Source organism: Acinetobacter sp. C15 (assembly GCF_013420645.1).
Classification (GTDB): domain Bacteria; phylum Pseudomonadota; class Gammaproteobacteria; order Pseudomonadales; family Moraxellaceae; genus Acinetobacter; species Acinetobacter indicus.
On sequence record NZ_VOXR01000054.1, the window covers coordinates 1 to 14,947 of the forward strand.

Sequence of the window (14,947 nt, forward strand, 5' to 3'; positions counted from 1 at the left end):
AGCAAGAGTGAACCACCTGATCCCTTCCCGAACTCAGAAGTGAAACCTCTTAGCGCTGATGGTAGTGTGGGGTTACCCATGTGAGAGTAAGTCATCGCCAGCTCATTAATTCAAAATCCCCCTAGCTAAAAGCTAGGGGGATTTTTTTATGCAGAAAATTTGTGTGGGAAATAAAGATAAGTAGAATCAAAAATGACAGTGAAATGAGAAAAATAGAGAAGATTAACCTTCCTCTTGATTTCTCAACTGTCGGCGAGCATGTTTTAAAGCCGTTCTTAAACCTTCTTCAAGCGTCGGATGATAGAAAGGCTTAGCAAGAAGTTCATCTAACGTTACCCCTTCATCAATCAGCCAAGCAAAAGTATGGGCAAAATGTTCGGCAGATTTTACAAAGAGTTCTGCACCTAATAATTGGCGTGTACGTTTATCAATATAAATTTCAACAGCACCCTTATTTTTAGCCAGAACCATCGCCCGACCTTGGCGCTCATAAGACACTTTTCCAATCACAAAGTCGATGTTCTTGTTTTTAAGCTGTTTATAGCTTTGGCCAGCAATTGCCATTTCCGGTTGACTAAACACAATACTCAGCGGTGTTAAGTCTTTTAAATTCTTGAGCTTTGGATAATTAAGGCAATTATGTACTGCACCTCGGCCTTCATGGGCTGCTTCATACTGAATGGGGGTAGAGGTATGTGCATCACCAACCACAAAAATTGGATAATTGCCTAGCTGTTTGGTTTGTGGATCAATCGGTAGCTCTTTAAAATTACCGAACTGAGAGTCAATCTGTTGTAGATTCAGCGAATCTAAATGACTACGACGGCCGGTGGCCACCAGTACATAATCAACCATAAGGTGCTGCGTTTGACCTTGCTCGCTAAACTCAAGCTTGACCTGATTGCCTACCTTTTCCACGTTTTGTGGTAAGACTTCAAACTTAATCTTTAATTCATTGCTGAGAAGTTCTTGGGCGAGTTGTTGCAGATCAGGACTGGTCAGGGCGCCAACACGACGGCTTCGTGCGAATATTGTCGTATCACAGCCCAACCGTTGCATGGCTTGAGCAAGCTCCAGTGCAATGACGCCACTGCCAATCACGGCCAAAGATTCAGGGATGATATCTAGTTCAAAGATTTGATCTGAGGTAATGAGTCGTTCACCGAGCTGCTGTTTCCATTCAGCGTCATAGGTCGGGGTAGAGCCGACAGCTAGAATAAAAGCTTTGGCCTGATATTGCTGTTGGTTCACCTGTACGGTTTGAGCATCAATAAACGCTGCCTTGCCCTGAATTTTGTGTTGTGCATCCCAGCTTTCAACTTCTTTTAAAGTGGCCTGGGTGAAATGGTCACGCAAAGTGCGAACATGCGGCATGACCTGAGAGGTATCAACCTGTGCTTTGATGTTGAGACCGACTTTATTTGCCTCGTGTAAATCATGTAGGCGATGTGCAGCAGAAATCAGCACTTTACTGGGCATACAGCCCACTCGGGCACAGGTCGTATCCCAGGAACCGTCATTAATAATAAGAATATTTTGTGTGTGCTTGATGGCTTCTTGATAAGCAGTGATTCCTGCTGTGCCTGCACCAATAATAATAATGTCGTACATAGGAGCAATTTCAATAAAGAGAGATACTATCGAATATATAAAAAAACCCTCTATTTAGAGGGTTTAATTGCAATTTCTTACATTAAAATTTTATACCAGTTGGCTCGGTTAAAGTTGTGCTAATAGTTCCATTATTATTGGTAGATGTGCCCTTAAATGTAATATTATTGATCATGTGTTCAAAATTCAAAGTTCCACTAGTTTCATTTTTAAAGCTAAAAATATTTTTACCAGTTAAAGAGATGTTGCCAGTGAAAGATTGTATATTACGCTCAGGTATTTCATTCTCAACACGAGTGCCATCAATTGCTGTAATATTAACAAGCTTTAATTCTTTTTCACCATTATTTTTAATACGATAACTCGATGAGCTACTTAGATCACCTGGTGTAGAGTTGAAGATAAAGGATATAGGCTCGGCGAATGAAACATTTGCATTGTCATTTATAAGAACATTAAAACCAGAACCTTTTTCAAACATAAATAACTCACCATCTAAAGACGTCAAATCTTTATAAGTGCTAAAAGCTCCTGTAGTAACTTCTTTTTCAACGGGTAAGTCCGTTTCAGGGTCTATTTCTGTTGTTGTTACAGTAATTTTATAATCACTAGTCGACTCATTAATTAATACAAAGCGCTTTTGATGCTCTTGTTCGACCCATTTCTGTTTGAATGGATATGCAAAAGCCCCTGTGATTGTCACATCATGTAAGTTTTTATCTATATTCTCATTCTCAAAAATAAAAATACGTGTGGTGGCTTGGTATGCTTCTAGATTCGGAGTTATCCCATCATCTTCTAAGCGGATATTCTTTAGGTCATCGCGGGTAATTTCGAAGTCCCAATCATTATAAGCTGGTAATAAAGTTTTAATTTGATCGCCTGTGAATGAGTAACATGCACGATAATCGCTGGTACTTTTTTCAAAACATTTTTCACGATAGAATTCAGGAAAACTGGCAAGATTTACATCTCTAATAGCCAGAGTTAGTTGTAATGGCCCATGTGCAAAAGTATCTAGTGAGTGATCAATATAACCTTTGGTAGTATTTAAATCATTTGCATCATAATTACCAAATAAAAATTGTCCTTCACGTTTTAGAATCTCAAGTTGTTTTGTCGCAATTTCAACAGAGGTACTTGGTGGGGGAGTGGTATTATTAGATTCATTCGATGTAGCGCCACTATCATAATAGCCTTTACTTCCCCCTCCACCACATGCACTAATAAGTCCTGAGAATGCTAAAATTAATGAGCCTTTAACTAAGTTCATAAAGTTCCCCTAATAAAAAATTATGTATAAGATTTATTTGTATTATGTAAAGATACCATAGAAAAAAAGACGCATATAGCGCCTTTCATGAGTTAACTTAATTAAATTGTCGTCCCCACACTCACCCCCACCGTTGGGCGGACATCCATAGAGCTACAACCTGCCAGTACACATGCACAAATCAGCATGATCCAGATTTTATTCATGTAATAACCCCTGATTTTTTGCCTGATTAAATAGGGCTGCCGAACGTGAACCACTACGACAGACCATTAAAATCGGTTTCGGCAGTTCATTATAGTATTTCGCAAACTCTTGCACATCGGCCTGGGAAATTGCACCGCTGCTGACCGGTTGGTAAATCACGCTAACCCGTGATTTCTCGGCGATGTCACGCAATTGGTTCACTTTGACTGTGTTGCCTGCTTCCTGATCGGGACGGTTCACAATCACCGATTTAAACCCATCTTGCAGCAAGGTCTTAAATTTCTCAGGTGTCATTTGCCCAGAAACACTAAGATTGGCATTTAACGCACGGCTAAAATCACTGGCAGCAACGCATAGGGAGGTCGTGGTCATTGAGAGTGCCAAAACCATCCCCATCCACAACGACTTAGTCATCTAACAGGTCCATTTGTTTGGCCAGTTGATATAAGTTGTTTGAGCGGTTGCCAGTACGGCAGAACATCAGAACCGGTTTTGGCAATTCATTAAAGTGATTGGCAAAGGTGCGGACGTCTAATTCGGTGATTTGTCCAGCCACCACCGGTTGATAGACATAATCCAGTCCTGCATTACGCGCTGCATCTTCAATTTGTGCGCTGGTCGGTTGTTCCGGGCCACCTTCCATGTCTGGACGGTTGTTAATAATTGATTTAAAGCCTTTTTCAACCACCTGGGTTACGTGTTCCGGGCCAATTTGACCTGCAAAGCCAACATGCTCACTCATAATGCCACTCCATCATCCATATCTGAATATTATGCTCTATAATACCACTAGCCAGATTTTCGCGCAGATTGTTCTGAAATATTTATAAACGATTACAACCATAAAACAACGCACTGGAGCAGCCATGCATGCCTATACTGTCGAGCCTCTCTATGTCAAAAGCGGTCAGGAGGTCATTGCTGCCGATTTTTACCTGCCAAAAACTCCTACTAAACCAGCGGTTATTTTAATGGCGCATGGCCTGGCCGGCCTGCGTCAGTTCAAGCTGGTGCAATATGCCAAACGCTTTGCCCGCGCCGGGTATGCGGTGGTGCTGTTTGATTATCGCTATTGGGGCGGTAGTACCGGACGACCACGTGAGCTGGTGTCGTTGTCGCGGCAGCTGGATGACTGGCGTACCATGATTTCACATGTACAGGAACGGCAATCGGTGGATGGGCGGCGGATTATCCTGTGGGGTACAGCGCTAAGTGGCGGCTATGTTTTAACTTTGGCTTCGCAGTTAAACCATTTAAAAGCGGTGATGGTGCAGGTGCCATTTGTGGATGGTGCGGCCAGTGCCAAGCTGTATCCGATTCAGCAGCTGCCACGTGCCTTAAAAATTTCCAGTCAGGATTATATGGGCGCTAAAGTCGGCTTAATGCCAAAAACCTTGCCGGTAGTTGATCCGAAAGGGCTGTGTTTCTTACCGACGGCGGATAGTTATGAAGGTTATCTGTCGATTTTACATCCAGATTTTTACTGGAGTGGCGAGATTCCGGCACGGGCGCTGTTTCATCTGATCCGTTATCGGCCGATTCTGGATGTGCGCCAGATTAATATTCCGGTACTGTTTATTGCCGCCAAACGCGACAGCCTGATCCCGATTGAATCGAGTCGTGAAACAGCCACCAATATTGCGCCTTATGTGCAATATCATGAATGGGATATGCAGCATTTTGATGTTTATCATGGCCAATATTTTGAAAAAGCCGTCAAGACTCAATTAGAATTTCTACATCAGCATATTGGAGTAAGCTAAATGATTGTTGTCTGTCCAGCCTGTAGTGCCAAAAACCGTGTTCCGGAGGATAAGCTAACTGCCCATCCAACATGCGGACAATGTCATCAGGCTTTAATTCCACTGGCGCCGATTGACCTGAATGAGCAGAATTTTAGCCAGTTTATCCAGCACAGTGATTTGCCAATCCTGATCGACCTGTGGGCAGAGTGGTGTGGACCCTGCAAGATGATGGCGCCGCATTTTGCCCAGGTTGCGGCGCAATATCCGCAAGTAATTTTTGCCAAAATTAATACTGAAGAAAATCCGCGTTTAAGCAGTGCCTTTAATGTGCGCAGTATTCCCACGCTGGTGTTGATGAATAAGACCACCGAAATTGCTAGAATAAGCGGCGCATTAAGATCGACCGAACTGAAACAGTGGTTAGATCAGCACTTAACTTCAAACCCTTAATCACGCCCGGAGCGAATGTGTCAGATTCTCAACTAAAACCGGAAGGGACGCTCTCTCTTCAAACCATTGCTATGCCTGCCGATACCAACTGGAGTGGAGATGTGTTCGGGGGCTGGATTGTTTCGCAGATGGACTTGGCCGGGGCAATTCATGCCGAGCGTTTTACCCAAGGTCGCTGTGCCACCATTGCCATTAACCAGATGACCTTTCTGGTGCCTGTGAAAGTGGGGGATGTGATCAGCTGCTATACCAAAATCCTGAAACTGGGCAATACCTCAATTCAGATGCAGATTGAAGTCTGGGACAGCCATGACAGTTCACGTGCAGCAAAACGCGTTACCGAAGGTGTATTTACCTTTGTCGCGGTGGATGTCAAAGGCAACAAGCGTCAGATTTCCGAGGAAGTGAAGCAGAAGTATCTAGAATCGCAAGCCGTATAATTTGTGCACTCAAAGATCAAAAATCCCAGTTCTGAAACTGGGATTTTTGATGGCTTAAAGCGGGTTAACGGGCTTTTTTAAGCTGATCTTTACTGACCCAGGCCCAGAGCATTTCACATTGAATTGGTGCTTCACCCGATTCATCGGTCACTTCGACTGCAACCAGCGTTTCACCTTTTTCGGTGTGTTGCATCAAGTGCTGCTGTTCTGCTGTCAGCGTCGCGACTGCGGTCATGGCGCCTTGGGTCGGGCGTTTAAAATCAACTTTAAAGCTTTTAATTAACACAATCGAATGATCGGGCACATTCATGCCAGTCACAAAGCCGGTGGCAGTTTCTGCAATCAGTGCCATAGCGCAGGCGTGTACCTGGCCAATATGGTTTTGCATGGCCTTGTGATTGTCAATTTTCACCACCACTTTGGCCGGGCTGACCTCAAGATATTTTAATTTGGCTGTTCCCACCATAGGCACGATCCGGCCAAAGGCTTTACTCCACAAAGTGGTGCGAATCACCTGTGGAAATTTTGCCGTCGCTTTGACTAATTTTGCTAAACGATTTGCTTGTGCCATGATCGATTCCTATGCGGGAACAAAGAGCTTAATCTTTGAAGTTGTTAAATTGCAGTGGCAGACCAAATTGCTGTTCTTTTAAAAACGCCATCACTTGCTGCAAGGTGTCGCGTTTTTTATCCGTCACACGGATTTTGTCGCCCTGAATAGAAGATTGCACTTTAATGCCGCTTTCTTTAATGGCTTTATTAATTTTTTTCGCGGTATCAGAGTCAAGACCATCTTTGAGCTTCACCGTCTGAATCACATTTTTACCTGAGGCCGTGGCTTTTTGCGGGTCTAGCGCCTGTACATCAATCTTACGTTTATAAAAATGATTCTCCAGCATGGTATATACTTGTTCACATTGGAAATCACTTTCGGTTTTGATTTTGATCTCTTTGGCTTTCTCATTCAGTTCGATAGAAACATCTTGACCACGGAAATCGAAACGTGTTGCGATTTCTTTTTGAGTATTCTGAACTGCATGATTTACTTCAAAAATTTCTAATTCTGAAACAATATCGAAAGATGGCATAGTTTAGACCTTTACAAATGGAAAGAATATCTGAGATGCTAGGGATGTTTTCTTCATTTGCCAAGTGTTGTTTACATCAAAGGAGTGCACAATGATCCGTAAGCAAGAAATTACAACATTTGAGTTCCCAGAAAATGCAATCATCTGGGATGTCCGTGATGCAAGTGCTTATGCTGAAGCGCATATTCAAGGCGCAGTCAATCAGCCAATTGCCAACTTGTCAGCAGATAGCTTGACTCAGGTGTCAGCGGATCAACCGATTTACATCTTATGTGGCGGTGGCAGCAAAGCGCCGCGCGCGGCTGAATTGTTAGAAGAGCTGGACAGCTCACGTGAATATGTGGTGCTGATGGGCGGTACCCGTGCTGCACGTGATGCCGGTTTGCCTTTGGTTCAAGGGCAATAAGCAAAAAGCGCCGTCAGGCGCTTTTTTATGAACACTGTTTATCATTGACTAAAAAAGATCAGAACACTCTCTCACATGATCAAGTATTTAAAATGAAGAAAATAAATGCTCTCCTCGACCTCTACACTAAGCCTGATCTTTCAAACTAAACCGGGCCATCATTCTCGATCTATACAACGTTTTTAGCTTAGGCCCTAAAATACGGTTTCTTGGCTTTGGCTTTCTTTTGAAAACGGCGGATGTTAAGTTTCTCCAGTACCTGCATCGGCACCGGGCAGGCCTCATTTAAAATCTGTGCGGCCAGAATTTCACTGCATAGCGGTGCAAACAGAAAACCTTTGGAACCGAGTCCAGTCAGGCTATAGACTTGCTGTCCGGTTTCAAGTGCTCCAAGCAGCGGGAAATAATCCTGACTTTGCGCACGGATTGACGCACGGCCTTGCCAGCTGTGTGGATCAGGCAGGGTGTCCGCATAGTCGGGGAAGACGCTACGGATCAGCGCCAGATTATGTTCATGATCTTCTCGTAAGACTTCGGCATCATCCCGACCCGGATAAAAAGACGCGCCTAAAATCAACTGCTCTGCATCGAGCTGCATACAGTAACCGCCATAACTATAGGCGCTATCTAAACGCAGCGGTTGCTGGGTATTCTTCAGCCAGCTGACCTGACCCCGAATCGGTTTTAACAGCGGATAATGTTCAAAAAACTGGCCAGATTCACGGGCTGTGCAGACAAAGACATGATCAAACTGGCCCAGAGATTGGTTGTCACTGAACAGTTCCGGTCGATCTGTCGGGTGAATCTGGGTGATTTTGGCCTGCTGATATTGAATCCGCTCATGCGCCAGAATCTCCGCACACAGTTGATGTGGCGACACCGCGCCAGCCTGTAGCAGACGCAGGGCAGGAAATTCTGATCGCAGCTGTGCGTCTAAATCTTTTTCCAGAATACCTGGCGGATATTGATCGGCCAGTGCCAGCAGCTGTTCCGGATTTTTTAGCCCAAGCTGATTGACCTGAATCGGGCGGAAGGCCTGAAACTTTGCATAATGATTTAAGGCATGTTGCCAGGCCAGGGTCATTAAATGGGTATGGCTCTGTTCAATAGCACACAGCTTGGGATTGAGCAGGGCCAGTGGATTGCCCGAGCCACCCGCCAGTGGCGCGCTTTGATCATACAGAGAAACTTGATGCCCACGCTGAGCAAAAGCCCAAGCCAGACTTAAACCGGCAATACCGGCACCAATAATGGCAATATGCCGTTGCTGTACAGAGGTCGAAGGAACTGAGGTTGCTGGTTCAGTTTCCCGTTCTGGGCTAAGCGGTTCTTCTGGCGCTAACCAGATGCCTTTTAGCATTTCGCGTTTATGGCCAAACCCGCGCGGCCGGGAAATATGAATCCCGTGCTGTCTTAAACCTCGCTTTAACACCCCGGCTACACTAAAGGAAGCGAAGGTAGTGCCGACATCTGACAGGCGAATAATATGATTGAGCACCTGTTCTTCCCACATATCCGGATTGCAGGAGGGCGCAAAGCCATCTAAAAACCAGGCATTGACCTGTGTGGTTTTGGCCATCATTGGAAAGACATCGTGCGCATCACCGAGCCAAAGGTCGATAGAAAAACGCTGCTCCGGAAACGACAGGCGATGACAGCCGGCCAGTGGTAATGGGTACTGGGCAATCAGCTGATCGGCCAGAGGTTTTAGTTCCGGCCAGGCATTTAAGGCGCGAATTAAATCGGCTTTGGAAAGCGGAAATTTCTCCACCGAAATGGCATGTAAATGGCTGTGATTATTCGGACGCACCTGTTGCCACAGTTGCCATAAGGCCAGAATATTCAGGCCGGTGCCGAAGCCGGTTTCTCCGACACAGAAATATTCATAATCTTGCAGGGCTGCCAGACGCTCGGACAGGTCATTACCGTTTAAAAACACATGCCGGGTTTCCAGCAGGCCATTGTCCTTGGAAAAGTAGACATCCCCAAACTGTTTCGATACCGGGACATCAATGCCCTCAATATGTTGCCAATCGAGATCGGCGGTTTGAATGCGATTAGACAACACCCAGATTACCTTTAATGAAGCAGAACATTACCACTGACGGCGACGTTTGGTATACACATAGCTGGCCACCAAAAAGCCCAGCAATACGCCGACAGCCAGCGTGGCAGCGCCGTAAAGAAACATCTGTGCGCTACGTTCACTTTGTAAGACCTGAACCTGTACACCCAGATTGTCATTTTTCAGCTGCAGTTCCTGGTTTTGCGCCAGTGCTTCCAGATTGGCTTTTTCCAGCTGTTGCAGGCGGCTTTCCTGATCTTTGACCAGCGCCTTGATTTTAGCTTCCTGTGCCGCTTTATTCTTGGCTAGCTGCTCAGCGGTCAGCGGCTGGTTGGCCGTTGCCGGCGCTGTGGTGGTGGCCACAGCCGGTATAATCGCCGGTTTGGCTGGCGTTGCGACCGCTGGCGTGACTTGAGCCGTGGTATTTACAGCAGCGGGTGCAGCCGGTTCAACGGCCCACAGTGCAGAACAGAAGAAGGATAGACCCAGTAGACTCGGGACAACAACGCGCATGCAGCTTATCCTTTAGGAAATGCTTTATTAAAAGGTTTGACTTCAATCTGGCCATAGACGCCTGCTTTCAGGAATGGCTCATCTTGCAGCCAGGCATCAAGGGCTTCACGAGAATCAAAATCGACAATAATGGTACTGCCATAAAAGCCCGCTTGCGGATTGGTCGGATCTTTCGGCATCGCACCGGCGACAATCAGACGGCCTTCATCATCCAGCTGTTGCAGACGTTCAAGATGTTGCGGACGAATGGCCAGACGTTTTTCGACGGTTCCTTCGTTATCGGTACAGGTCACCACAAATAAAGGCATAAGGTATTCTCGCTCAAGCGGACTGAAGGATTTATTCGGCAGTTTTAAAGTATTTACGCAATACAATAAACTGAATAATGATAAAGGAAAACATCACAATCATGTCACCAAAAGCAGTGAATTCTCCCCAGTATTTTCCACCCATAAAGATATAGGCAAAGAAGCCGTGCAGGAAGGACATTAGCAGAAACATCCCGACCCAGGCATAGTTCAGTTTCATCCAGCCTTTGTCGCTTAAATTGAACACCGGACCAAACAGGCGTTGGATTAATGGCTTACGATCTTTGCTGAACCATGGTGACAGCAGGAAGGCGCCAGCAAAGACCAGATTCAGCAAGACAGCTTTTAGGCGAATATAGAAGTCATCGCTCAGCATTAGGGTAATACCACCAAAAATCACGGTCATAAACAGCACAATCCACTGCTGTTTGTCCAAACGGAATTTTTGAGAGACAAATAATGCGCCATACACCACTAACATGGAAATGATCAGACCAGTGGTGGCCACAAGAATGTTATTGTTATCCACACCACCGGCAGAGCCGATCATTTGCAGCAAAGGATGGTGGGTATCTTTTGGATCTACAGTTTTATATAAATAAAAGAAAATAATGAGTGGCACAAAGTCTAAAAGTGCTTTCATGTTAGAGTATCTAAATCTGATCAAATAAATGTCATAGTATAGAGATGCACGGCGTAGATTTACATACACATAGCAATATTTCTGATGGAACTTTAAGTCCGCAGCAATTGATTGCTGCAGCAGCTGAACTGTCGATCCATACGCTGGCATTGACTGATCATGACAGCATGGATGGAATTGCACTGGCTCAGGAAGCGGCGAAAAATCACGGGATTAAGCTCATATCTGGCGTAGAAATTTCCAGCCAGTGGTCACGACCGGCGACCAAAAAAAGCTATGCTGTGCATATTGTGGCCTTGAATATGCAAAATCCGGCGCCGATGGCAGCACTACTGGCCCAGCAAAAAAATATTCGTGCTGCGCGCTCCAAACAGATTTGCGAGCTGCTAATTCCGCTGATTGGTGAAGATATTTATACCGATGTGATTGCCAAGGTAGATAATGTCCCGGATCGGGTGACCCGTACCCATATTGCCAAAACCCTGGTGGAAAAAGGCTATGTTAGTCGGCCGCAGCAGGCCTTTGATAAATACATTAAAGAAGGCAAAAAAGCCTATGTGAAATTTGAAGGCTTGGGCTTGGAGGAAACTATTCAGGTGATTCATGCCAGTGGCGGTTTTGCGGTGCTGGCGCATCCGACCCGTTATGACCTGTCGGCGACCAATATCCGTTACCTAATTGAAATTTTCGCCAAATTTGGTGGGGATGCTGTCGAATTACCGCCGGCGATTGATCCAAGCTCTATCCGGCAGATGGTGGACCGGATGATTGCCGAGCATGGCTTAAAAGTCTCGGTCGGTAGCGATTTTCATGGTGAAAATATGCCGTGGATGAAACTGGGCAATATTCCCAGCCTGAAACCGGGGCAGGTCGGAATTTGGGAAAGTTTTGTCAATCCATCACCGGCGCTGACTGCGTAAACGTATTTCAGCATCAAAAAAAACCTCAGCTGGGCTGAGGTTTTTTGCTTTAGAGCAGGTTATTGTCCTGTGCCTGAATTGGTGGTGGTGTCGGTTTCCCCAAAGTCGAGAGTAATTCGATTTCAATGGTGCGCACCATCGCATCTAAAGGCAAGTCATTACTTTGCGTACCAAATGGCTCTTCAATTTCCGAGCTTAGGGCGTCCAACCCCAAGAAGGTATAAGCCAGAATCCCGACCAGTAGTGGTGTCGCCAGCCCCAGCGTCGAGCCCAAGCTAAACGGCAGCATAAAGCAGAAAAAGTACACGGTACGGTTTAGCAATACCGAATAGGCAAACGGCAGCGGGGTGGTGGCAATCCGGTCACAACCGGTTTGCACCAGGCTGAGTTCCATCACATGCTGGTTCATCTGGCTGTAAATAATATCGGAAATTTCACCTTCTTTTAGGGCCTGCATCAGTTCCCATTGAATCAGGCTGAGGGTATATTGCGGCGCATTGGCCTGTTGATACAGCTGGGTTACGGCCTGCTGGCTCATACCGCTGGTTTCTACCAGTTCAGTCGGATTGGCAGTTTGATGGCGCAGACGGTCACGCAACACATTGGCAAACACAATCACATGCTGAATCACCCGTTCCCGGCGGCCTTGGGCCAGCATCCGGCAGTCGCGGTCAAAATGGCGCGCATTGGCAATTAACATGCCCCACAGTTTGCGGGCTTCCCACCAGCGGTCATAACAGGCCGAATTTTTAAAGCCAAGGAAAATCGACAGCACCACCCCAATTAAGGTAAAGCCGATCAGGGGGAAATCAGAGAAGTGAAAATACCCGACATAGGACAGGCCGCCGACAATCGCCGACAGCAACATGACCACGCCCAAAGGTGGTAACACCTTCGGTAAGATGGTACCTCGCCAGGAAAATAACAGCCTAAATACGCTCGGTTGGTCACGTACAATCATGTCTGGGAATCAGCTTAAGTTTTTCATGATCTTCTGTGCTGGCCGGGTTTTTGTCAATATGTTGCGCTGCTTAAAATGTCGACTTGATGAGTTGATGTTCAGCAAAGGAAAAACTGCCTTCGGGAGCAATAATACAATGATCAATCAGGCGGATATCAACCAGCTGGCAGGCCTGCTGGATGCGCTGGGTCAATTGTAAATCGGCTGGTGAGGGCTGTGGCTGTCCCTGAGGATGATTATGACTGATCACCAGCGCCGTAGTGTTTTTCTGGATGGCAAAGCGTAGCAGCTGGTTGATCGAAATTTCACATGAATTGAGCGCGCCAAAAAACAGTTTCTTAAAACAGATTTTGCGCAGCTGCGCATCCAGGCACAATACTGCAAATACTTCCTGAGTTTCACCGAGCAGTTCAAAGCGTAAATAGTCCAGTAGCAGCCGGGAGGAGCTGAGTTCCAGTTTGTCCTGCTGCAAATGCTGGGCGGTATAGCGCCGGCCCAATTCCTTGACCGCCATCAGCTGGCTGTATTTACTTGGACCCATGCCATGAAACTGGCTTAAATCGGGCAGGGCGGCATCGAGTACCGCATTCAGGCTGCCAAAGGCCTGTAATAAATGACGGGCCAGTTCAACGGCAGAGTACTGCTGGGAGCCGGAGCGCAGGAAAATAGCCAGCAGTTCGGCATCGGAAAGACTGTGCGCGCCGTACTGGATCAGGCGTTCACGCGGACGCTCCTGTTCCGGCCAATGTTTAATACTGAAGTTCATTGTTATTAGACTTATTGGTGATGAATTGTTATGGATTTCGCCCAGACATGTCTTGGGAATGACAATATTTAATGCTATTGTGAGCCCCACTGCAACAGAAAGGTAAGCTGTTCGTGAGTTTTGATTTAAGTGTCATTCCTAATAAAAATATTATTGTGGGTATTACTGGCGGTATTGCCGCCTACAAAAGTGCCATTCTGGTTCGCCGTTTAAAGGACGCTGGCTTTAACGTCCGGGTGGTGATGACCGAAGGGGCACAAGCCTTTATTACACCGCTGACCTTTCAGGCGTTGTCGGGCAATCCGGTGCATACCCAGTTGCTGGACCCGGAAGCCGAGGCCGGCATGGGGCATATTGAACTGGCACGCTGGGCCGATCTGGTGCTGATTGCACCGGCCAGCTGTGACACCCTGGCCAAATTTGCCGCCGGTCTGGCAGATGACTTGTTATCGACTTTATATCTGGCCACCAGTGCCCCGGTCTGGGTGGCACCGGCCATGAATCAGCAGATGTGGGCGGCCAAAGCTACGCAGCGCAATCTGGCGACGCTGGTAGACGATGGCGTGCATGTGATTATGCCGGAATCCGGCTCACAAGCCTGTGGTGATGTCGGTCTGGGCCGTATGCCTGAGCCGGAAGAGCTAGCGCGTCAGGTCACCGATTATTTCCATAAAGCGCAGCGTGCGATTGCTGAAAAATTTGGTCTGCTGGCCAGCAAGCATGTGGTGATTACCGCCGGGCCAACCCGTGAAGCGATTGATCCGGTACGTTATATTTCCAATCATAGTACCGGGAAAATGGGCTTTGCCCTGGCAGCAGCCTGTTACGCAGCCGGTGCCAAAGTCACGCTGATTGCCGGGCCAGTCAGTCTGGATACACCAAACGGGGTCCGCCGTATTAATGTCTCTTCAGCCGTGCAGATGCTGGACACCAGTATGCAGTTGCTCGATGAAGGTTGTGATGTGTTTATTGCCACCGCTGCGGTTGCCGATTACCGCGTGGCTGAAGTTGCAGAGCACAAAATCAAAAAATCCGGAGATGAACTGGATATCGCCTTAATCAAGAATCCGGATATTGTGGCGACTATCGCGCAGCAGGAAAAACGTCCGTTTATGGTCGGCTTTGCTGCTGAAACGCGCAATGTCGAAGAGTATGCGGCTGGTAAACTGGTAGCGAAAAAACTGGATATGATTGCCTGCAATGATGTGTCCCGTGCAGACATTGGTTTTGCCTCTGATGAAAATGCCATGACGGTGTTCTTTGCTGAAGGCTATCATCTGCCAAAACGCGATCTGGAAAAAGCCTCCAAGCAGGAAATTGCCCAGCAGCTGGTCGAAGCCATTCATGATACCTTGCACCATGATCCGGCGCAGGATGAAGCCTTCTGATCCTGTCAGAACAAATAAAAAAGCCCTGCAAGTGCAGTAATGCCAGTCAGTTAAGAGATTGACTGGCTTTTTCTTGGGTATTTTTGAGGTTTTCCTTTTACAACCCTTGGATAACTCCTCACTCTTCTCTCAGGTATAACATACCGATTAGATTTCTCCATTA

General features: G+C 46.6%; 18 protein-coding genes and 1 rRNA gene. 7 read left to right on the forward strand and 12 right to left on the reverse strand.

Annotated elements, in window-relative coordinates; all coding sequences use genetic code 11:
- Positions 1-103: ribosomal RNA gene (gene rrf, locus FTT63_RS13605) — 5S ribosomal RNA — on the forward strand; the annotation flags it as partial.
- Positions 104-222: 119 nt separating this feature from the next.
- Here the strand turns inward: rrf and FTT63_RS13610 are convergent.
- The 4 genes from FTT63_RS13610 to FTT63_RS13625 form a co-directional block, all read right to left on the reverse strand.
- Entirely contained in the window at positions 223-1,611 is a 1,389-nt protein-coding gene (locus tag FTT63_RS13610) for a dihydrolipoyl dehydrogenase (RefSeq protein WP_127801810.1), read from the reverse strand.
- 82 nt (positions 1,612-1,693) lie between these two features.
- Positions 1,694-2,884 carry a hypothetical protein gene (locus FTT63_RS13615; protein WP_127801811.1) on the reverse strand — a complete coding sequence of 397 codons (1,191 nt, stop codon included), beginning with the start codon at positions 2,882-2,884 and terminating at the stop codon, positions 1,694-1,696.
- 198 nt (positions 2,885-3,082) lie between these two features.
- Entirely contained in the window at positions 3,083-3,505 is a 423-nt protein-coding gene (locus tag FTT63_RS13620) for a beta-lactamase hydrolase domain-containing protein (RefSeq protein WP_045796347.1), read from the reverse strand.
- On the reverse strand, positions 3,498-3,833 hold the full coding sequence (locus FTT63_RS13625; RefSeq protein ID WP_005182227.1) for a TIGR01244 family sulfur transferase: 336 nt from the start codon (positions 3,831-3,833) through the stop codon (positions 3,498-3,500). The genes FTT63_RS13620 and FTT63_RS13625 overlap by 8 nt, the downstream gene beginning before the upstream one ends.
- Positions 3,834-3,957: 124 nt before the next feature.
- Between FTT63_RS13625 and FTT63_RS13630 the strand changes: the two genes are divergently transcribed.
- The 3 genes from FTT63_RS13630 (at position 3,958) to FTT63_RS13640 (ending at position 5,726) form a co-directional block, all read left to right on the forward strand.
- Positions 3,958-4,854, forward strand: a complete 897-nt coding sequence (locus FTT63_RS13630; RefSeq protein WP_127801812.1) for an alpha/beta hydrolase — start codon at positions 3,958-3,960, stop codon at positions 4,852-4,854.
- Complete coding sequence (gene trxC, locus FTT63_RS13635) at positions 4,855-5,286, forward strand: thioredoxin TrxC (protein ID WP_016659552.1); 432 nt, start codon at positions 4,855-4,857, stop codon at positions 5,284-5,286.
- Between the two features lie 71 nt (positions 5,287-5,357).
- Entirely contained in the window at positions 5,358-5,726 is a 369-nt protein-coding gene (locus FTT63_RS13640; RefSeq protein WP_171525181.1) for an acyl-CoA thioesterase, read from the forward strand.
- Positions 5,727-5,790: 64 nt separating this feature from the next.
- On the opposite strand, the gene FTT63_RS13645 is transcribed toward FTT63_RS13640, so the two are convergent.
- Both FTT63_RS13645 and FTT63_RS13650 read right to left on the reverse strand, forming a co-directional pair.
- Entirely contained in the window at positions 5,791-6,297 is a 507-nt protein-coding gene (locus FTT63_RS13645) for a DUF4442 domain-containing protein (RefSeq protein WP_104473309.1), read from the reverse strand.
- 28 nt (positions 6,298-6,325) lie between these two features.
- The gene (locus FTT63_RS13650; protein ID WP_005182257.1) at positions 6,326-6,814 is read right to left on the reverse strand and encodes a YajQ family cyclic di-GMP-binding protein; all 489 of its coding nucleotides are present in this window, start codon (positions 6,812-6,814) and stop codon (positions 6,326-6,328) included.
- Between the two features lie 91 nt (positions 6,815-6,905).
- On the opposite strand from FTT63_RS13650, the gene FTT63_RS13655 reads away from it, so the two are divergent.
- Positions 6,906-7,220, forward strand: a complete 315-nt coding sequence (locus FTT63_RS13655; RefSeq protein ID WP_005182260.1) for a rhodanese-like domain-containing protein — start codon at positions 6,906-6,908, stop codon at positions 7,218-7,220.
- A 187-nt stretch (positions 7,221-7,407) separates the two neighbouring features.
- On the opposite strand, the gene mnmC is transcribed toward FTT63_RS13655, so the two are convergent.
- From mnmC to FTT63_RS13675, 4 genes are read right to left on the reverse strand one after another with little or no spacing between them, the layout of a single operon-like run.
- The gene (gene mnmC, locus FTT63_RS13660) at positions 7,408-9,285 is read right to left on the reverse strand and encodes an FAD-dependent 5-carboxymethylaminomethyl-2-thiouridine(34) oxidoreductase MnmC (protein WP_180192421.1); all 1,878 of its coding nucleotides are present in this window, start codon (positions 9,283-9,285) and stop codon (positions 7,408-7,410) included.
- A gap of 30 nt (positions 9,286-9,315) precedes the next feature.
- On the reverse strand, positions 9,316-9,798 hold the full coding sequence (locus FTT63_RS13665) for a hypothetical protein (RefSeq protein WP_005182267.1): 483 nt from the start codon (positions 9,796-9,798) through the stop codon (positions 9,316-9,318).
- Between the two features lie 5 nt (positions 9,799-9,803).
- Positions 9,804-10,106 (reverse strand): YciI family protein, encoded by a 303-nt coding sequence (locus FTT63_RS13670; protein ID WP_127800595.1) that lies wholly within the window; start codon positions 10,104-10,106, stop codon positions 9,804-9,806.
- A 31-nt stretch (positions 10,107-10,137) separates the two neighbouring features.
- Positions 10,138-10,749 (reverse strand): septation protein IspZ, encoded by a 612-nt coding sequence (locus tag FTT63_RS13675; RefSeq protein ID WP_005182273.1) that lies wholly within the window; start codon positions 10,747-10,749, stop codon positions 10,138-10,140.
- 44 nt (positions 10,750-10,793) lie between these two features.
- On the opposite strand from FTT63_RS13675, the gene FTT63_RS13680 reads away from it, so the two are divergent.
- Complete coding sequence (locus FTT63_RS13680; RefSeq protein WP_127801814.1) at positions 10,794-11,669, forward strand: PHP domain-containing protein; 876 nt, start codon at positions 10,794-10,796, stop codon at positions 11,667-11,669.
- A gap of 49 nt (positions 11,670-11,718) precedes the next feature.
- On the opposite strand, the gene FTT63_RS13685 is transcribed toward FTT63_RS13680, so the two are convergent.
- Positions 11,719-12,630 carry a bestrophin family protein gene (locus FTT63_RS13685; RefSeq protein ID WP_005182277.1) on the reverse strand — a complete coding sequence of 304 codons (912 nt, stop codon included), beginning with the start codon at positions 12,628-12,630 and terminating at the stop codon, positions 11,719-11,721.
- A 70-nt stretch (positions 12,631-12,700) separates the two neighbouring features.
- Entirely contained in the window at positions 12,701-13,396 is a 696-nt protein-coding gene (gene radC / locus FTT63_RS13690) for a DNA repair protein RadC (RefSeq protein WP_005182279.1), read from the reverse strand.
- A 113-nt stretch (positions 13,397-13,509) separates the two neighbouring features.
- Here radC and coaBC point away from each other — a divergent pair, with 113 nt between their 5' ends.
- The gene (gene coaBC, locus FTT63_RS13695; protein ID WP_127801815.1) at positions 13,510-14,784 is read left to right on the forward strand and encodes a bifunctional phosphopantothenoylcysteine decarboxylase/phosphopantothenate--cysteine ligase CoaBC; all 1,275 of its coding nucleotides are present in this window, start codon (positions 13,510-13,512) and stop codon (positions 14,782-14,784) included.
- Positions 14,785-14,947 lie beyond the last annotated feature (163 nt).